The sequence below is a fragment of the Serratia sp. YWN4 genome, assembly GCF_055790845.1.
This window is the reverse complement of record NZ_CM147696.1, coordinates 4208930-4227429: the sequence shown is the minus strand read 5'-3', so window position 1 is coordinate 4227429 and position 18500 is coordinate 4208930. Positions and strand designations below refer to the sequence as shown.

Sequence of the window (18500 nt, the reverse complement as noted above, 5' to 3'; positions counted from 1 at the left end):
GGCATAGGTTCGTTGTCCTTCAAGCGGTGTAACTTGAAATCTTTTTATTTTTTCGTTTTGCAGAGTGCCGTTAACGTCAGGGAGTTGGCGTAGCGGCAAGATAATAGGGGTTTATTTTGGATATGCGCAGACAGTTGGTCCGCATTACTGGGTTAGTGTTGTTAGTTATGTTTTGGGTGCCGTTAAGCTGGGCAGCTCAAGGATGGCAACCACTGGCGGAGAAGATCCACAAAAGCGATCACGATCCGCGCCATTACCAGGCAATTAAACTGGCGAACGGGATGACGGTGTTGCTGGTTTCCGACGCACAGGCACCGAAATCACTGGCTGCGCTGGCGTTGCCGGTCGGTTCGCTGGAAAACCCAGCCAGCCAGCTCGGATTGGCCCATTATCTTGAACACATGGTCTTGATGGGATCCAAACGCTATCCGGAAGCGGAAAACCTCGCGGAATTCCTGAAAAAACACGGCGGCAGCCATAACGCGAGTACCGCGTCTTACCGTACCGCTTTTTATCTGGAAGTGGAAAATAACGCGCTGGAAGCGGCGGTGGATCGTATGGCCGATGCCATTGCAGAACCGCTGTTGGATCCAGGCAATGCCGATCGTGAACGTAATGCGGTGAATGCCGAACTGACTATGGCCCGTTCCCGCGACGGTATGCGCATGGCCCAGGTCAGGGCCGAAACGCTGAACCCTGAACACCCCAGCGCCCGTTTTGCCGGGGGTAACCTTGAGACACTGAAGGATAAACCGGGTAGCAAATTGCACGATGAACTGACCGGGTTTTACCAGCGCTATTATTCCGCCAATCTGATGATGGGGGTGTTATACAGCAACCAGTCACTGACGGACATGGCGGAACTGGCGGCCAGAACCTTTGGCCGTATACCAAACCGTGAGGCGCAAGTGCCGCCGATCACCGTTCCTGCTGTAACCGCTGAGCAGCAAGGCATCATCATTCATTACGTGCCCGCGCAACCGAGCAAACAGCTGAAAGTTGAGTTCCGCATCGACAATAACAGTGCGGAATTTCGCAGTAAAACCGATACCTATATCAGCTATCTGATTGGTAACCGCAGCAAGAATACGCTTTCTGACTGGCTGCAAAAGCAAGGGCTAGCTGATGCCATCAATGCGGGTGCCGATCCTATGGTGGATCGCAACGGAGGTATTTTCTCGATCAACGTTTCACTGACCGACAAAGGCCTGATGGAACGTGACAAAGTGGTTGCGGCTATCTTCAGCTATCTGAACATGTTGCGCAGTGAAGGGATCAAGCAGAGTTATTTTGATGAGATTGCCGACGTTCTGAATCTGGACTTCCGCTATCCGTCGATTACCCGCAATATGAATTATATCGAATGGCTGGTAGATACCATGCTGCGTGTGCCGATCGAGCACACGCTGGATGCTCCTTATCTGGCAGACCGCTTTGCTCCGCAAGCCATTGCGGAACGTCTAAACCAGATGACGCCGCAGAATGCGCGCATCTGGTTTATCAGCCCAGATGAACCGCATAACAAAACGGCTTACTTCGTTGAAGCCCCTTATCAGGTCGACAAAATTACGCCGGAGCGTTTCGAGAAGTGGCAGCAGTTGGGCAAAGGGATAGTTCTTTCTCTGCCGGGATTGAACCCCTATATTCCTGATGATTTCACCCTGAACACGCCGTCGCACGAGTTTACCAAACCGGAAATGGTGGTGAATCAGCCGGGTCTGCGCGTGTTGTATATGCCGAGCCGTTATTTTGCCGATGAGCCCAAGGCCGATGTCACCGTGGCTTTACGCAACCCTCAGACTATGGATTCAGCACGTAATCAGGTGCTGTTTTCCCTGATGGATTATCTCGCCGGTCTTTCGCTCGATCAGTTGAGTTATCAGGCTTCTGTCGGCGGGTTGAGCTTCTCCACCTCACCAAACAATGGCCTGATGTTTAATGCCAGCGGTTTTACCCAGCGTTTACCGCAACTGCTGACTTCGCTGATTGAAGGTTACTCCAGCTTTACGCCAACCGAAGAGCAACTCGCGCAGGCTAAATCCTGGTATCTGGAACAGCTGGATTCGGCAGAGAAGGGCAAAGCGTTTGAGTTGGCAATCCAACCGGTGCAGATGCTTTCTCGCGTGCCTTATACCGAGCGTAGTGAGCGCCGTGAAGTGCTGAAAACGCTGACGCTGAAAGATGTTTTGGCCTATCGCGACAGCTTGATGACCGAAGCCACGCCAGAACTGCTGGTGGTAGGCAACATGAGCAAACAGCAGGTGGACACGCTGGCCTCTACGCTGAAACAGCACTTGGGTTGCACCGGTGTGACCTGGTGGCATGGTGAAAATGTGGTGGTTGCCAAGCGTCAGTTGGCAAACCTGCAACGCCCAAGCAGCAGTACCGACTCGGCATTGGCGGCGGTGTACGTGCCGACGGGTTACGATGAGGTGACCGGCATGGCCTACAGCTCCTTGCTGGGGCAGATTATCCAGCCCTGGTTCTACAGCCAGTTGCGTACCCAGGAGCAGCTCGGTTATGCCGTATTCGCTTTTGCCACGTCGGTCGGCCGCCAGTGGGGCGTCGGTTTCCTGTTGCAAAGCAACAGCAAACAGCCCGCTTATCTTTATCAGCGCTATCAGGATTTCTATCCTAAGACTGAGAAACGTTTGCGTGAGATGAGTGAGGCTGATTTCGCTCAGTATAAACAGGCGATGATCAACGAACTGAAACAGCGCCCACAAACCCTAGGGGAGGAGGCTGGCCGCTTCAGCAATGATTTTGATCGCGGTAACTTCGCTTTTGATACTCGCCAGAAACTGATTACCCAGATTACGGCCATAACCCCAGCCAAGCTGGCAGACTATTTCCAGCAGGCCGTCATTCAGCCACAGGGTTTGGCCGTGTTGTCACAGGTGAGTGGCAGCAGCCATGAGAAAGCTGATTTTGCCGCACCGGGTGAAGGCTGGGTGACTTATCCCAATACTTCTACTCTACAGCAAACGTTGCCACGCCAGGTGGCGACACCATGACCACCCTTGTTCCTCAGAGGCTTGATGCACTGACGTTACCGCTGTTTGGCGAGCGGTTGATTGAGGCTTCGGCAGGAACCGGTAAAACCTTTACCATCGGGGCGCTCTATCTGCGTTTGCTGCTTGGCTTAGGCCAGGCAGCCGCCTTTCACCGCCCTCTGACGGTAGAGGAGATTCTGGTCGTAACCTTTACCGAGGCGGCTACCGAGGAATTACGTGGCCGTATTCGCAGCAATATCCACGCATTGCGGATTGCCTGCGTGCGCGGGCGAAGTGAAGGCCCGCTGTTTTCTTCACTGATGGCAGAAATTGGCGATCTGCCTGATGCGGCGGCGCAACTGCTGGCGGCAGAACGGCAGATGGACGAAGCGGCGATCTACACCATCCACGGTTTTTGTCAGCGAATGCTCACTCACAATGCGTTCGAATCCGGCATCCTGTTTGAACAAACGCTGATACAGGATGAGTTGCCGCTGCGGCGTCAGGCTTGTGCAGATTTCTGGCGGCGCCATTGCTACCCCTTGCCGTTGAACGTGGCAAGGGCGGTAAGCCAGGAGTGGAGCGGCCCGGAAGCGTTGCTGAGCGATCTTGCCGGTTATTTGCAGGGTGAAGCGCCAGCATTACGCCAGCCGCCGAAAGATGATGAAACGGTACTGCTGCGCCATGAGCAGATCGTTGCGCGTATCGATGCCATTAAAACGCAGTGGCAGGCCAATGCGGGGGAACTGGAGGCATTAATCAGCCAATCAGGCGTCGATAAGCGCAGCTACAGCAGCAAACATTTGCCTAACTGGTTGAATAAAGTGGGCGAATGGGCCGGGCAGGAAACGCAGGATTATCAACTGCCGAAAGAGTTGGATAAATTCCGCCAGTCGATATTGCTGGAGAAAACCAAAAAAGGAGAAGCACCGCGCCATGGGCTGTTTGTGGCGATTGATGAGCTGTTTGCTGAACCTTTAACGCTGCGCGATCTGATTATGGCCCGCGCATTGAGCGAAATACGTACCTCCATTGCGCAAGAGAAGCGCCAGCGTGCCGAACTGGGGTTTGATGACCTGCTCAGCAAGCTGGATGCGGCGCTGCAAAGCGCCGGTAGCGAACAGCTGGCTCATGCGATCCGCCAGCGTTATCCGGTGGCGATGATCGATGAGTTTCAGGATACCGACCCTCAGCAATACCGCATCTTCCAAAAACTTTATATTGGCCAACCAGACTGCGGTTTGCTGCTGATTGGCGATCCTAAACAGGCCATTTATGCTTTCCGCGGCGCGGATATCTTCACCTACATGCGCGCTCGTTCAGAGGTGAGCGCCCACTATACGCTCGAGACTAACTGGCGTTCATCACCGGCGATGGTGGGTAGCGTGAATCGGCTGTTTGCCCAGGTGGAAAACCCGTTTCTGTTCAGCCAGATCCCATTTATTGATGTTGCTGCCGCGCAGAGGAATCAGGGGCTGGTGTTTGAATGGCAAAACAAGCCACAACCGGCACTACAGTTCTGGTTGCAGCCGGGGGACGGTGCTGGAGTAAGTGATTACCAACAATTGATGGCCCGTTGGTGTGCGGCGCAAATCAGGGATTGGCTCAGCGCCGGGCAGGCGGGTGAAGCCTGGCTGGTGAATGGTGATAAACGCCGTAGCGTGCAGGCGTCGGATATTACCATTCTGGTGCGTAGCCGTACTGAGGCTGCGCTGGTGCGTGACGCACTCAGTGCGTTGGCAATCCCTTCGGTCTACCTTTCCAATCGCGACAGCGTATTTGATACGCCGGAAGCTAAAGACCTGCTGTGGTTATTGCAGGCGGTGCTGGCACCGGAACAGGAACGTACCTTGCGCAGTGCAATGGCGACCGGGTTGCTCGGGCTGGATGCGGCTGCGCTGGATAGCCTGAATCAGGATGAACAGGCCTGGGATGCATTGGTTAATGAGTTTGATGCCTATCGTACCCACTGGCAGCGGCGTGGCGTGTTACCGATGCTGCGTGAGGTGATGGCTCAGCGGCATCTGGCCGAAAACCTGCTGGCCAGCCCCGGCGGTGAGCGCCGTTTGACGGATGTGATGCATCTGGGTGAACTGTTGCAGGAGGCCACGGCACAGTTGGACAGCGAACATGCGTTGGTGCGTTGGCTGGCACAGCAGATCGCCCAGCCGAATCGCCAGTCAGATAATCAGCAACTGCGTTTGGAAAGCGATCGCCATCTGGTACAGGTAATTACCATCCACAAATCCAAAGGGTTGGAGTTCGATCTGGTGTGGTTACCCTTTGTCGGTAACTTCCGCCAACAGCAACAGGTGCTGTACCACGATCGTAAGACTTTCCAAGCGTTGCTGGATCTCAATGCCAATGAAGAAAGCATCGCCTGGGCCGAAGAAGAACGGCTGGCGGAAGATTTGCGCCTGCTGTATGTGGCGCTGACCCGCTCGGTATACCACTGTAGTATCGGTATCGCGCCGCTATTTCTGGGCACGCGCAAAAAGCAGGGAGAGACCGATTTGCATCGCAGTGCGCTGGGGTATCTGGTGCAGGCGGGGCAGGCCGGTGATGCCGCCTACCTGAAAGAGAGCCTGCAAAAGCTGGCTACTGGCAGTATTAAACTCGCACTGGTGGATGCGCCCGATGCACACCCTTGGCAGCCTCAAACAATCACGGCGGCCGAACTGGCGGCAAAACATTTTTCGCGGCGGATGCAGGATTTCTGGCGCGTGACCAGTTATACCGGCCTACAGCAGCACGGTACGGCAGGCATGCAAGAGTTGTTGCCGCGCTTGGACGTCGATGCCGCCGGGGAGCACGTGGCAGATAAAGCACCAGAACTGACTCCGCATACCTTCCCACGTGGCGCGGCACCGGGGACTTTCCTGCACAGCCTGTTTGAAACCTTGGATTTCACGCAGCCGCTTGATGAAAAAGCATTGTTGGAGCAGTTGCAGAAGCAAGGTGTTGAGGAACATTGGCTGCCAGTTTTGAAAGAGTGGATGCAGGTGTTGCTGAATACGCCGCTTAATGACAGCGGCGTGGTTCTTTCTGCTCTGAAGCCACAATTCAAGCAGGCGGAAATGCAGTTCTATTTACCGATCAACGGGTTGTTGCAGGCGCGAGAGCTGGACCAACTGGTGAAGCGTTACGATCCGCTTTCTGCACGTTGCCCTGAACTGAATTTCCAGCAGGTGCAAGGCATGTTGAAAGGCTTTATCGACCTGGTGTTCTGCTGGCAAGGTAAATACTACCTGCTGGATTACAAATCCAACTGGCTGGGTGAAGACAGCAGTGCTTACACCCAGCAGGCTATGGAACGGGCGATGGCGGAGCATCGCTACGATCTGCAATACCAGCTTTATACCTTGGCGCTGCATCGCTACTTGGGGCATCGCCTGGCGAATTATGATTACAACCATCATTTTGGTGGGGTGATTTATCTGTTTTTACGCGGCGTTGATGCTGAACATCCGGGCAACGGGATTTTTGCCTGTCGGCCGGAGGAAGCGTTGGTGCAAGGGATGGATCGTCTGTTCAGCGGAGCAGCCATCAGCGCGGAGGATGGGCAATGATTGAGATCCTGAATCAGGCGTTGGTGTTGGGCGCATTACGGCCTCTGGATGTGCATTTCGCCCAGATTGTCGCTGGAGATGACGAACCGGAACTCCTGTTGGCAGCCGCTAGCCTGAGCGCGGAGGCGGGAGCAGGTCACGTCTGCCTGCTGTTGGATCAGTTGTTACCAGAAAACCTGTTCAATGGTCGCCAGCCAGAGCTGGCATTGGCCGCCTGGCAGGCGGCGGGGCAGCCGGATTTAGCCCGTTGGCAACAATGCCTGGCGGCTTCGGCTGCCGTGAGCGATGGCAACTCAGCCACGCCGCTGGTGTTACAGCAGCATCGGTTGTATTTGCAGCGTATGTGGCAGAGTGAAGGCGAAGTCGCGGCCTTTATTAGCAGCGACAGGGTTTCGCAACCGGTTGAAGAGGCACAGCTTCGCGCGATCCTCGATCAACTGTTTGGTGAGGCGGCAGATGAACCGGACTGGCAGAAGATCGCTGCCGCCGTGGCTGCCACTCGCCGCATCGCCGTGATCTCCGGCGGCCCAGGCACCGGTAAAACCACCACCGTGGCCAAATTGCTGGCCGCACTGGTGCAGCTTGGTGGTGATGAGCGCTTACGTATCCAGCTTGCGGCTCCCACCGGCAAAGCGGCAGCGCGGCTGACGGAATCACTGGGCACTGCCAGCCGTCAGATCCCCCTCACACCGGAGCAGCGCGCGTTGTTCCCGGCGGAAGCCGCCACCTTGCATCGTTTGCTGGGCGCGCAGCCCAACAGCCAGCGGATGCGTTACCACCGGGGTAACCTGTTGCATCTGGATGTGCTGGTGGTGGATGAGGCGTCAATGGTGGATTTACCGATGATGGCGCGATTGATTGCCGCTTTGCCGCCTAAGGCGCGGGTGATATTTCTTGGCGATCGCGATCAGTTGGCTTCGGTGGAAGCGGGGGCGGTGCTGGGGGATATCTGCCGTTTTGCCGAGCAAGGCTACAGCGAGGACCGTGCAGCCCAACTGGCACGCTTGACGGGATATCCGTTACAGGGGCAGCCTGCGGGAGTGGCAGTGCGTGATAGCCTGTGTCTGCTGCGTAAAAGCTATCGGTTTGATGCTAAATCCGGCATTGGTCAGTTGGCCTTGGCGGTGAATGCAGGGGATGGCAAACAGGCGATGGCGGCGCTAAATGGCCGCTATGGTGACGTGGCCGGTTATCCGCTGGCAGAAACCGAGGATTATCAGCAACTGCTGGATGCCTGCGTTGAGGGGTATCGTGATTATCTCCGGTTGGTGGCCGAAGGCGCTGATGCCACTACGATACTGGAAGTTTTCGGTCGTTTTCAGGTGCTGTGTGCTTTGCGCGAAGGGCCGTTTGGCGTCGCCGGGTTGAATGAACGCATTGAAAGCGGGTTGCAGCGTGCGGGTCTGATCCGCCGTAATCCTGGCCCGGCGGGGCGCTGGTATTTAGGGCGGCCGGTGATGATTGGCCGCAACGATAGCGCATTGGGGTTGTTCAACGGCGATATTGGCATCGCCTTGCCCGGTGCAGAGGGCGATCTGCGGGTGCACTTCCAGTTACCGGACGGCAGCATTAAATCGGTGCAGCCGAGTCGTTTACCGGCGCATGAAACCGCTTATGCGATGACGGTGCATAAATCGCAGGGATCGGAGTTTGAGCATACGGTATTGGTGTTGCCGAATCATTTTCTGCCGGTGCTGACTCGTGAACTGGTGTATACCGCCATCACCCGCGCACGTAAGCAGCTTTCGCTGTATACCACGGATAAGGTTTTGCTGAGCGCCATCCGCACCCCTACGCAGCGCCGTAGCGGGCTGGCAGAACGGTTGCAGGCAGGGGAATAGGGCGCTGTGATACAGCGCCCGTAAAACGCTTACAGATCGGCCAGCAGGATTTTTGAGCGGCGCTGATAGTTATACAGCGCCTGTTTCTGCATCGGCAGAACATCCACTTCCGCTGGCGTAAAGCCACGCTCTTGGAACCAGTGGATGCTGCGGGTGGTCAACACAAACAGCTTCTGCAAGCCCATTTGCCGTGCCTGGCTCTCTACCCTTTGCAACAGCATTTCGCCACGCGACGAACTGCGATAATCCGGGTGGACTGCCACACAGGCCATTTCACCAATTTTCTCTTCCGGGAATGGATAGAGTGCGGCACAGGCGATCGTCAGGTTATCACGCTCGATAATCGTGAACTTGTCGATCTCCATTTCCAGCTGTTCCCGCGAACGGCGCACCAGAATGCCTTGCTGCTCCAGCGGGCGGATCAGCTCGAGTATGCCACCGATGTCGTTGATCGTCGCACGGCGTACCTGTTCGGCGCTCTCCATGACGATCTGAGTACCGATACCGTCGCGTGAGAACAACTCCTGCACCAACGCTCCGTCTTCCTGATAGCTGATCAGGTGGCTGCGGCGCACACCGCTGCGGCAGGCTTTGACCGCCCCGCGCAGGAAACGCACGGTGCCGGAATAGTAATCGCCGGTTGCTTCCAGTTGTTCAATGCGTTTTTGCGCATCGTTGGGGAACAGCTCAGGCGCGATCTGCCCTTCTGCGTTGGCTACCCCTTGCGATGAGCAGAAACCAATCATTTTTTCTGCTTTCAGCTTGATGGCCAACTGCGTGGCCACCTCTTCCGACGTCAGATTGAAGCTCTCGCCGGTCACGGAAACCGCCACCGGGCCAATCAGCACAATCGCATTGCTGTCGAGCTGGCGATGGATAGCTTCTTCGTCGATACGGCGGATGCGGCCGCTGTGACAATAGTCAACGCCATCATCCACACCGAGCGGCTGGGCAATGATAAAGTTGCCGCTTACCACGTTGATGTGCGCTCCTTGCAGCGGCGTGTTGTTCAGGCTCATGGAGAGCCGTGCGGTGATATCCAGTTGCAGCAGGCCAGCAGCCTGTTTGACCAACTCCAGCGCGTGGGCATCGGTAACGCGGGTATGTTTGTGATAAATCGGTTCGTAATTGTGCTGCGCCAGATTGCTATCAATCTGCGGCCGTGCGCCATACACCACCACCAGGCGGATCCCCAAGCTGTGTAATAGCCCGATATCATTGATGATACTGGAGAAATTCTCGTGTTCGATGGCTTCACCACCCAGCATGACGACAAACGTCTTACCGCGGTGGGCATTAATATAGGGAACTGAGTGACGGAATCCTTGGACCAGCTCTGTGCTACGTTCCTTCACGGCAAAACCTCTTTTGCATATTTATACGATATTTTTGTATTTTTATTCTTTTATTGCCCTGATGGCAAGCAGGAATTTGCGTGGAGATCCTGGTTAACTCAGTTATTTCATTAATAAATTGAAAAAACATAAAAAGATTTCCTAATGACAGCCACGAATGGATTGGTTAAAGTTTTTGCCATTGTCACTTTTGGGTGTTTTTTTAAATCTTTATCGCTGCTGGAGCCGCATGACTAACGCTAACCACAATCCAGGTCGCCGTCGTTTGTTACAGGGGGTTGCCGCAACCTGGTTGCTGAGTGTGAGCCGCGTAGGTTTTGCCGCCGCTTCGAACGTGATTGCCGTTCGCGTCTGGCCTTCCTCGACCTACACCCGCGTAACGTTGGAATCCAGCGTGCCGCTGAAATACCAACAGTTCGCGCTTGCCAATCCTGACCGCATCGTGATCGACATCGAAGGGGTTCACCTCAACAGCGTGCTCAAAGGGCTGGCTGGGCAGGTGCGCAAGGAAGATCCTTACCTGAAGCAGGCGCGCGTTGGCCAGTTCGATAAAAACACCATCAGGCTGGTGTTGGAGCTTAAGCAGAGCGTCAGCCCGAATATGTTTACCTTGGCGCCGGTGGCTGAATACCGCAACCGACTGGTGGTGGATCTCTATCCCACCAAGGGGGGCACTGGTGAAGAATATGATCCGCTGCTGGCGTTGCTGGAAGATTACAACAAAGGGGATCTGGAGCGATCGTTACCGGCAGAAGCGCCGCAGGCCGGTAAGGCAGGGCGCGATCGGCCGATGGTGATCATGCTGGATCCGGGGCACGGCGGTGAAGACCCCGGTGCGATCGGCAAAAATAAGACGCGTGAAAAAGATATCGTATTGCAGATTGCGCGCCGTTTGAGTGCGCTGATCAAGCGTGAGCCAAACATGAAAGTGTTTATGACGCGTAATGATGACGTGTTTATCCCGCTGAAGGTGCGCGTGGCAAAAGCCCGCAAGCAGCGCGCCGATCTGTTTGTCTCAATCCATGCCGATGCGTTTAGCAACCGCACGGCGCGCGGGTCTTCGGTTTTTGCCCTGTCGACCAAGGGCGCGACCAGCAATACCGCCAAATTTCTGGCGCAGACCCAGAACGCTTCTGATGAGATTGGCGGCGTAAGCAAGAGTGGTGACCGCTATCTGGATCATACGCTGTTTGATTTACTGCAAACCGCCACCATCAATGACAGCCTGAAATTCGGCAAGGAAGTGCTCAGCCGAATGGGGAAAATTAACCCTTTGCACAAAAAAAGTGTCGATCAGGCCGGTTTTGCCGTGTTAAAGGCGCCGGATATCCCGTCAATCCTGGTTGAAACGGCGTTTATCAGTAACATTGAGGAAGAACGCAAACTGCGTACCAGCCATTTTCAGCAGCAGATCGCGGAATCTATTCTAGCGGGGATTAAAGCCTACTTCGCCAACGGTGGGGCGCAGGCTCGTCACTAACCAGCAGGGCAGGATGCCCGCTTGACGATGGATTTCATGAATTTCAGAGACAAAAAAACACCCGTTAAGGTGCTTGTTCGTGCTTATCAAGATTGGTTGCGGAGGCCGGATTTGAACCGACGACCTTCGGGTTATGAGCCCGACGAGCTACCAGGCTGCTCCACCCCGCGTCCGTCTTGATACTGATATTATCGAACCCACCTTCATATGATACCGCTGGTACAGTATCGGTTGGTTGCGGGGGCCGGATTTGAACCGACGACCTTCGGGTTATGAGCCCGACGAGCTACCAGGCTGCTCCACCCCGCGTCCGTATAATACCTGTTTTTCCATCGAATCCAACCTTTTATCTGATACTGCTGTTGCAGTATCGGTTGGTTGCGGAGGCCGGATTTGAACCGACGACCTTCGGGTTATGAGCCCGACGAGCTACCAGGCTGCTCCACCCCGCGTCCGATGGAAGCGCACTATACTCTCCATGCGTTTTGTTGCAACCCTTTTTGCAAATAATCCCCTTAAAGCCATCTGTATGCTGAATTAGTCCTCAGATTGGTTTTTTTTTCATCATAATCACTTGGCGGGGAATTTTTGGCGGCAAAGATTCCTTTATTTATAGCCGTTTGTTATCGTTCGCCGATAGAACATATCAGCCTGAGAGAGCATGTAATGAAAGGACGTTGGGGCAAATACCTGCTGGGTGGATTAGTGATCGCCGTGCTGGCAGGGTGTTCATCAAAACCGACCGACCACGGGCAGCAGTATAAGGATGGCCGTCTGGACCAGGCGCTGGAGTTGGTGAATCAGCCCAACACCAGAGGCGTTCCCGTTAACGCCCAAGATTACTCCGATCAACTGATGCAGATTAAGAATGCTTCTCCAGCCCTCTTTGGCCGCAACAACACCACTTACCAAGCGGTGCAAAGCTGGATGGCCTCTGGCGCGGATACTCGGCAACTGAGTCAGTTTGGCCTGAGCGCCTATCAGATGGAAGGCGTGGATAACTACGGTAACGTCCAGTTTACCGGTTATTACACCCCGGTTTTGCAAGCACGTTATACTCAACAGGGCGAGTTCCGCTATCCGTTATACCGTATGCCAACCAAAGGTAAACGCCGCTTGCCGGATCGCGCCGCCATTTATTCCGGCGCACTCGATAGCCGTTACATCATCGCTTATACCAATTCGCTGATGGATAACTTTATGATGGAAGTCCAGGGCAGCGGTTATGTCGATTTCGGGAACGGCCAACCGTTGGTGTTCTTTGGCTATAGCGGCAAGAATGGCCATGCCTATCGCAGTATCGGCAAGGTGTTGATCGATCGTGGTGAAGTGACCAAGGCCGATATGTCGATGCAGGCGATCCGCCAGTGGGCGGAGAACCACAGCGAAGCAGAAGTGCGCGAACTGCTGGAGCAGAATCCTTCCTTTGTGTTCTTCCACCCGCAACATTTTGCCCCGGTGAAGGGGGCCAGTGCCGTACCGCTGGTGGCTAAAGCCTCGGTGGCATCCGATCGTTCATTGATCCCGGCGGGAACCACGTTGTTGGCAGAAGTTCCTCTGCTGGACAACCAGGGCAAGTTCACGGGAAAATACGAAATGCGTCTGATGGTCGCTTTAGATGTGGGTGGTGCGATTAAAGGCCAGCACTTCGATATGTATCAGGGCATCGGCCCAGAAGCCGGTCATTCGGCGGGCTACTATAACCACTATGGCCGCGTGTGGGTGCTGAAAGGGGCCGATGGTGGTCTGCCGCAGTTTGGTGCTTACCAGCAGCAGTCTACCTCTGGCGGTTCCCAACTGGTTACCCGCTGAAGGGCAAAAGACACAGAATTTGACCCGCAAGGGCCGGATCTTCCGGCCCTTATCATTTGCAAGATTAAGGTAATGAAAGCGAGATGAGTACCCCCTATTCAGAGAGCTATTTACAGCGTTTTGGCGGCACCGCGCGTTTGTACGGCCAGCCTGCGCTGGCGCTGTTTGCCCAGGCGCACGTGTGTGTGATTGGCATCGGTGGAGTAGGGTCGTGGGCAGCAGAGGCGCTGGCAAGAACCGGGATCGGTGCTATCACGCTGATCGACATGGATGACGTGTGCGTTACTAATACCAATCGTCAGATCCATGCGTTACGCCAGCATGTTGGCCAGTCAAAAACCGAGGTAATGGCGGAGCGTATTCTGGCGATCAACCCGGAATGCCGGGTGACCTGCGTGGATGATTTCATTACGCCGGACAATGTTGCGGAGCTGCTGAACCATAATTTCAGCTATGTGATTGATGCGATTGACAGCGTGCGGCCGAAAGCGGCGTTGTTGGCCTACTGTCGCCGCTTCAAAATCCCGGTGGTGACTACCGGTGGTGCCGGTGGGCAGATCGATCCCACGCGGATTGAAGTCGCCGATCTGGCAAAAACCATTCAGGATCCGCTGGCGGCGAAGCTGCGCGAAAGGTTGAAGAATGATTTCAACGTGGTGAAAAACAGCAAAGGCAAGTTGGGAATTGATTGTGTGTTCTCCACCGAGCCGCTGGTTTATCCGCAGCCGGATGGCACCGTCTGCGCTTCCCGCAGCACGGCGGAAGGGCCGAAGAAAATGGATTGCAGCGCAGGTTTTGGTGCGGCAACCATGGTCACTGCCACCTTTGGTTTTGTGGCCGTATCTCACGCGTTGAAGAAGATGGTGGCTAAAGCGGCACGTCAGGCGTAGCGCGCCGCAATACCTTTAACCGCCGCAGCCAGCGCTTGCAGGCCGCTGGCGCGCGTGGCGCTGAGTTGGCTACGCAGCGCCAGACGATCGAACAAAGCAAGGGGATCATCGGCCAGGATCTGCTGCGGCGTTTTACCTTCTACGGCGGTCAGCAGGATCGCCAACAGACCACGCACTATGCGGCCTTCGCTGTCGCCATAGAAGTGCAATGCGCCATCTTCCAGCCGCTGGTGCCCCAGCCAGACACGGTTTTCACAACCGCTCAGTTCCATTTCCGCTTGCCGGAGTTCGTCCGGCAACGGTGGTAACTGTTTTGCCAGCAGGATCAACTGACGATAGCGGTCTTCCCACTGTTTCAGCGCGTTAAATTTAGCTATCAGCATTTCGGAGGTAATTTCACTGCCAAAAGGATGAGGGGCAAGCAGGTTCATCTTATTCCGCCAGCAATTCGATGGCGCTTTCCAGCGCGTTGACTAAGGCATCCACATCTTCTGGCCGGTTGTAAGGGGCAAACGAGGCGCGTAGCGTACCGCTGACCCCAAGGGCGGCGATTAGCGGTTGAGCGCAATGCTGGCCGGCACGCAGCGCGATGCCCTGTTCAGCCAGCAAGGTAATGATATCGCTATGATGAATACCGGCAATATCAAACGCCAGCAGGCTGGAACCGGAACAGCGGAAACTGCGGAACCCCGGCAACCGGGCCAAGCGCTGCTCGGCACTGTGTGCCAAATCGCGGCTGTATTGTTCGGCTGCCGCCATATCCTGGGTGTTTAGCCAATCGAGTGCCGCAGCCAGCCCAAGTACGCCAGCGATATTGGGAGTACCCGCTTCAAAACAGTGCGGTGGTTGCTGCGCAGTAAAACCGCTGAAGGAGGCTGCGGTCAGCATTTTGCCGCCGCCTTGCCAGGGGCCCATTTCTGCCAGCAGCGCAGTTTTACCATACAGCGCACCGATGCCGGTCGGGCCGTAGAGTTTGTGCCCCGAGAACGCGTAAAAATCGATATCGAGCTGCTGGACATCTGCCGGGCAATGCACCACGCCTTGCGCACCGTCGATCATCACCACGGCACCGGCGGCGTGCGCCTGTTCGATCGCGAAAGCCAAATCCGGGCAACCCCCGGTGACGTTGGACATCTGCCCCAGCGCCAAAATGCGGGTTTTCTCATTGAGCAGGGTGGGGAGCAATGCCAGATCCGGCAGCCGATCGCTGCCCAGCGGCAGTTTCACCACCTGAGCACCGGTTTGCTCCGCCACCATCAGCCAGGGGATCAGGTTGGCATGGTGTTCGGCTTCGCTAACCAGGATCTGATCGCCCGGTTGCAGGCGCGGGCGGGCATAACTTTGTGCCACCAGATTGATCGCTTCGGTGGTGCCGCGCGTCCAGGCGATGTCGTCTGTTTGCGGAGCATTAATCAGCGTTGCCACCTGCTGACGCGCCCGCTCGAAACGGGCAGTCAGATCCTGCGCTGCCCGGTGCTGGCTGCGGTGGACGGTGGCGGCTTCTGCGCTGTAGAACTGCTGCGTGGCGTCGATCACCGCCTGCGGTTTCAGCGCGGTCGCGGCGCTGTCGAGATAAATGCCAGGCTGTTTGAGGGCCGGAAACTGGCGGCGGAAATCGGTGGGATTGAAAGGTGTCATAAGCGGGTTATCACTGGCTTCGTCAGGCGATGATCCTGTCCTATTTTTTCGGCTGAGACAAGTTTCCTGAATAATTCGAGGTGAAAAGAGTGCCGAATGACCGGCAAAAAAAAGCACCGCAAATCTTGCGGTGCTGCATAAAATCACTATGGACAGACAGGGTAAATATACAGAAATTGAAAAAAACAGTAGCTTAGCTACCACGTCCGGACCACCGGACAATTTGCAAACACAACATCACAACCACAGAGCCAAAAGTTCATCGGCGTCTTCGACACCCAATTCCTTTTCGTTCCGGCCCAGGAAGTTTCGCCACTATAGGTATTTACTGGCGCAGGCTCAACGGACAATTTATAATGGCTCGGATTAAAAAAACTAATGGAAATAACTCACTCCGGCGGGGCCACTGCGTTATAGATAACGCTGCCTGATTTTTTATGCCGAATAATTCGGAAAGTTGTTACACAAAAGTAGCTAATTCATGTCTAAACGCTTACCACCTCTTAATGCGCTGCGGGTGTTTGACGCGGCAGCCCGTCATCTGAGCTTTACCAAAGCGGCAGAAGAACTGTTTGTGACTCAAGCGGCGGTGAGCCACCAGATCAAATCGCTGGAAGATTTTCTTGGGTTAAAGCTGTTCCGGCGGCGCAACCGTTCGCTGCTGCTGACCGAGGAAGGGCAAAGTTATTACCTGGATATTAAAGAGATTTTTTCTTCGATCAATGAAGCAACGCGCAAGCTTCAGGCACGCAGCGCCAAAGGGGCGTTGACGGTGAGCCTGCCACCCAGCTTTGCCATTCAGTGGCTGGTGCCGCGCCTTTCTGGCTTTAATTCAGCTTATCCGGGGATTGATGTCCGTATACAAGCCATTGACCGTGAAGAAGATAAGCTGGCAGATGATGTTGACGTGGCGATCTTCTATGGCCGTGGTAACTGGCCGGGGGTGCGTGCCGAGCGTCTGTATGCGGAATATCTGCTGCCAGCCTGCTCGCCAACGCTGCTGACGGGGGAACATGCGCTAAAAGCGCCAGCCGATCTGGCTTATCATACGCTTCTGCATGATACTTCACGCCGCGACTGGCTGGCCTATACCCGGCAATTGGGATTACAGCACATTAACGTGCAGCAAGGGCCAATCTTCAGCCACAGTGCCATGGTGGTTCAGGCGGCGGTGCATGGCCAAGGTATTGCACTGGTCAATAACGTGATGGCGCAAACCGAAATCGAAGCCGGGCGCTTGGTATGCCCGTTCAACGATGTGCTGGTAAGTAAAAATGCTTTTTATCTGGTATGTCATGACAGCCAGGCAGAACTGGGTAAAATAGCCGCCTTTCGTCAATGGATCCTGGCGCGTGCAGCCAGCGAGCAGGAAAAGTTCCGCTTTCGCTATGAACAGTAAGGCCGGTTAATCTCTATAAGGTGAATAACGATGAGTAGTCGTTCTATGCTGATTTTTGCCGCTATCAGTGGTTTTTTATATGTCGCTTTAGGAGCATTTGGTGCGCACGTATTGAGTAATACGCTGGGGGCCAACGAAATGGCCTGGATACGTACCGGGCTTGAGTACCAAGGCTTTCACACTTTGGCCATTCTGGCCTTGGCTATCGCGATGCAGCGCCGGGTCAGCCTGTGGTTTTACTGGAGTGGGGCGCTGTTGGCGTTAGGTATTCTGTTTTTCAGCGGCAGTCTGTATTGCCTGGCGCTGTCTCACCTGAAGTTCTGGGTTTATCTCACACCAGTAGGGGGCATGTGCTTTCTGATCGGTTGGGCATTGATGTTGATTGGCGCTTTGCGTCTGAGGAAAAAGGCCGAGCGCCATGAATAAAATCGCGTTGTACTGCCGCCCCGGCTTTGAAAAAGAGTGTGCGGCGGAAATTACCGACAAAGCTGCCCAGTTGGAAATATTCGGCTTTGCGCGGGTCAAAGAGAACAGCGGTTATGTGCTGTTTGAATGCTATCAGCCGGACGATGCCGATCGTCTGGCCAAAGAAATACCGTTCCGTGAGCTGATTTTCGTTCGTCAGATGATCGTGGTGGGTGAGTTGCTGCGTGATTTACCGCCGGAAGATCGGGTATCGCCGATCGTCGGGATGCTGATGGGCGTAGTCGATCGCGGTGGTGAGCTGCGGGTGGAGGTGCCGGACACTAACGAAAGCAAAGAGCTGATGAAGTTCTGCCGCAAGCTGACAGTGCCGCTGCGTATTGCCATGCGCGAGCAAAAGGTGCTGATGGCGCGTGAAAACCCGACGCGTCCGGTAGTGCATGTGTTCTTTATCGCCCCCGGTTGCTGCTACGTGGGTTACTCCTACAGTAACAACAACTCCCCGTTCTATATGGGGATCCCACGCCTGAAGTTCCCATCGGATGCGCCAAGCCGTTCCACGCTGAAGCTGGAAGAGGCGTTCCACGTGTTTATTCCTGCCGACGAGTGGGAAGAGCGTTTGGGCAGCGGTATGCATGCGGTCGATCTGGGTGCTTGCCCCGGAGGCTGGACCTACCAACTGGTAAAACGCAGCATGATGGTACATGCGGTGGATAACGGCACGATGGCTCAGAGCCTGATGGATACCGGGCAGGTGACTCATCACCGTGCTGACGGTTTTAAATTCGAACCAACCAGCAGCAAAATTTACTGGCTGGTGTGCGATATGGTGGAAAAACCGGCGCGCGTGACGGGCCTGATGATTCATTGGCTTATTAACGGCTGGTGCCGCGAGGCGATCTTCAACCTGAAGCTGCCGATGAAGAAGCGCTATGAAGAGGTTTCTCAGAATCTGCAAAGTATTCGGGAAGCTTTGGCCGCAGCGGATATCAGCGCAGAAATTCATGCCAAGCAGCTGTATCACGATCGTGAAGAGATCACCGTGCATGTGCGCCGCATGTGGTCGGCCATTCCTGGCCGTCGCGACGAGCGTTGATTTT

At 55.1% G+C, this 18500-nt stretch carries 12 protein-coding genes and 3 tRNA genes; 9 read left to right on the top strand and 6 right to left on the bottom strand.

What is annotated here, in order from left to right; genetic code table 11:
- The first annotated feature begins 122 nt into the window (after positions 1–122).
- Genes ptrA through recD form a run of 3 tightly spaced genes read left to right on the top strand, consistent with a single transcriptional unit; the run spans position 123 to position 8403 of the window.
- Positions 123–3014, top strand: a complete 2892-nt coding sequence (gene ptrA / locus ACX9GT_RS19845) for a pitrilysin (RefSeq protein ID WP_473188357.1) — start codon at positions 123–125, stop codon at positions 3012–3014.
- Positions 3011–6562, top strand: coding sequence for an exodeoxyribonuclease V subunit beta (gene recB, locus ACX9GT_RS19840; protein ID WP_473188356.1), 3552 nt, complete (start codon positions 3011–3013; stop codon positions 6560–6562). The genes ptrA and recB overlap by 4 nt, the downstream gene beginning before the upstream one ends.
- Complete coding sequence (gene recD, locus ACX9GT_RS19835; RefSeq protein ID WP_473188355.1) at positions 6559–8403, top strand: exodeoxyribonuclease V subunit alpha; 1845 nt, start codon at positions 6559–6561, stop codon at positions 8401–8403. Before recB ends, recD begins: the two co-directional genes overlap by 4 nt.
- 29 nt (positions 8404–8432) lie before the next feature.
- On the opposite strand, the gene argA is transcribed toward recD, so the two are convergent.
- Entirely contained in the window at positions 8433–9758 is a 1326-nt protein-coding gene (gene argA, locus ACX9GT_RS19830) for an amino-acid N-acetyltransferase (protein ID WP_473188354.1), read from the bottom strand.
- A 229-nt stretch (positions 9759–9987) separates the two neighbouring features.
- Here argA and amiC point away from each other — a divergent pair, with 229 nt between their 5' ends.
- Complete coding sequence (gene amiC, locus ACX9GT_RS19825) at positions 9988–11238, top strand: N-acetylmuramoyl-L-alanine amidase AmiC (RefSeq protein ID WP_473188353.1); 1251 nt, start codon at positions 9988–9990, stop codon at positions 11236–11238.
- Between the two features lie 93 nt (positions 11239–11331).
- On the opposite strand, the gene ACX9GT_RS19820 is transcribed toward amiC, so the two are convergent.
- The 3 genes from ACX9GT_RS19820 to ACX9GT_RS19810 all read right to left on the bottom strand — a co-directional run bounded on the left by ACX9GT_RS19820 (position 11332) and on the right by ACX9GT_RS19810 (position 11690).
- Positions 11332–11408 (bottom strand) — tRNA-Met (locus ACX9GT_RS19820).
- Positions 11409–11470: 62 nt separating this feature from the next.
- Positions 11471–11547, bottom strand: a tRNA-Met gene (locus tag ACX9GT_RS19815).
- Positions 11548–11613: 66 nt separating this feature from the next.
- A tRNA-Met gene (locus ACX9GT_RS19810) sits at positions 11614–11690 on the bottom strand.
- Positions 11691–11904: 214 nt separating this feature from the next.
- Between ACX9GT_RS19810 and mltA the strand changes: the two genes are divergently transcribed.
- Together mltA and tcdA are read left to right on the top strand one after the other, a co-directional pair.
- Complete coding sequence (gene mltA / locus ACX9GT_RS19805) at positions 11905–13050, top strand: murein transglycosylase A (RefSeq protein WP_473188352.1); 1146 nt, start codon at positions 11905–11907, stop codon at positions 13048–13050.
- A gap of 83 nt (positions 13051–13133) precedes the next feature.
- Positions 13134–13940 carry a tRNA cyclic N6-threonylcarbamoyladenosine(37) synthase TcdA gene (gene tcdA / locus ACX9GT_RS19800; RefSeq protein ID WP_473188351.1) on the top strand — a complete coding sequence of 269 codons (807 nt, stop codon included), beginning with the start codon at positions 13134–13136 and terminating at the stop codon, positions 13938–13940.
- Here tcdA and csdE read toward each other — a convergent pair.
- Positions 13931–14365 (bottom strand): cysteine desulfurase sulfur acceptor subunit CsdE, encoded by a 435-nt coding sequence (gene csdE, locus ACX9GT_RS19795; RefSeq protein WP_473191644.1) that lies wholly within the window; start codon positions 14363–14365, stop codon positions 13931–13933. The genes tcdA and csdE overlap by 10 nt on opposite strands.
- A 7-nt stretch (positions 14366–14372) precedes the next feature.
- Positions 14373–15578, bottom strand: a complete 1206-nt coding sequence (gene csdA / locus ACX9GT_RS19790) for a cysteine desulfurase CsdA (RefSeq protein WP_473188350.1) — start codon at positions 15576–15578, stop codon at positions 14373–14375.
- A 481-nt stretch (positions 15579–16059) separates the two neighbouring features.
- Here csdA and ACX9GT_RS19785 point away from each other — a divergent pair, with 481 nt between their 5' ends.
- Genes ACX9GT_RS19785 through rlmM form a run of 3 tightly spaced genes read left to right on the top strand, consistent with a single transcriptional unit; the run spans position 16060 to position 18496 of the window.
- Positions 16060–16977 (top strand): transcriptional regulator GcvA, encoded by a 918-nt coding sequence (locus ACX9GT_RS19785; RefSeq protein ID WP_473188349.1) that lies wholly within the window; start codon positions 16060–16062, stop codon positions 16975–16977.
- A gap of 30 nt (positions 16978–17007) precedes the next feature.
- Positions 17008–17403 (top strand): DUF423 domain-containing protein, encoded by a 396-nt coding sequence (locus ACX9GT_RS19780; protein ID WP_473188348.1) that lies wholly within the window; start codon positions 17008–17010, stop codon positions 17401–17403.
- On the top strand, positions 17396–18496 hold the full coding sequence (gene rlmM / locus ACX9GT_RS19775; protein WP_473188347.1) for a 23S rRNA (cytidine(2498)-2'-O)-methyltransferase RlmM: 1101 nt from the start codon (positions 17396–17398) through the stop codon (positions 18494–18496). Before ACX9GT_RS19780 ends, rlmM begins: the two co-directional genes overlap by 8 nt.
- Positions 18497–18500 lie beyond the last annotated feature (4 nt).

Excerpts from the sequence above, each read along its gene's own strand:
- ptrA (WP_473188357.1), top strand. The coding sequence starts at position 123 with ATGCGCAGACAGTTGGTCCGCATTACTGGGTTAGTGTTGTTAGTTATG.
- recB (WP_473188356.1), top strand. The coding sequence starts at position 3,011 with ATGACCACCCTTGTTCCTCAGAGGCTTGATGCACTGACGTTACCGCTG.
- recD (WP_473188355.1), top strand. The coding sequence starts at position 6,559 with ATGATTGAGATCCTGAATCAGGCGTTGGTGTTGGGCGCATTACGGCCT.
- amiC (WP_473188353.1), top strand. The coding sequence starts at position 9,988 with ATGACTAACGCTAACCACAATCCAGGTCGCCGTCGTTTGTTACAGGGG.
- mltA (WP_473188352.1), top strand. The coding sequence starts at position 11,905 with ATGAAAGGACGTTGGGGCAAATACCTGCTGGGTGGATTAGTGATCGCC.
- tcdA (WP_473188351.1), top strand. The coding sequence starts at position 13,134 with ATGAGTACCCCCTATTCAGAGAGCTATTTACAGCGTTTTGGCGGCACC.
- csdA (WP_473188350.1), bottom strand. The coding sequence starts at position 15,578 with ATGACACCTTTCAATCCCACCGATTTCCGCCGCCAGTTTCCGGCCCTC.
- ACX9GT_RS19785 (WP_473188349.1), top strand. The coding sequence starts at position 16,060 with ATGTCTAAACGCTTACCACCTCTTAATGCGCTGCGGGTGTTTGACGCG.
- ACX9GT_RS19780 (WP_473188348.1), top strand. The coding sequence starts at position 17,008 with ATGAGTAGTCGTTCTATGCTGATTTTTGCCGCTATCAGTGGTTTTTTA.
- rlmM (WP_473188347.1), top strand. The coding sequence starts at position 17,396 with ATGAATAAAATCGCGTTGTACTGCCGCCCCGGCTTTGAAAAAGAGTGT.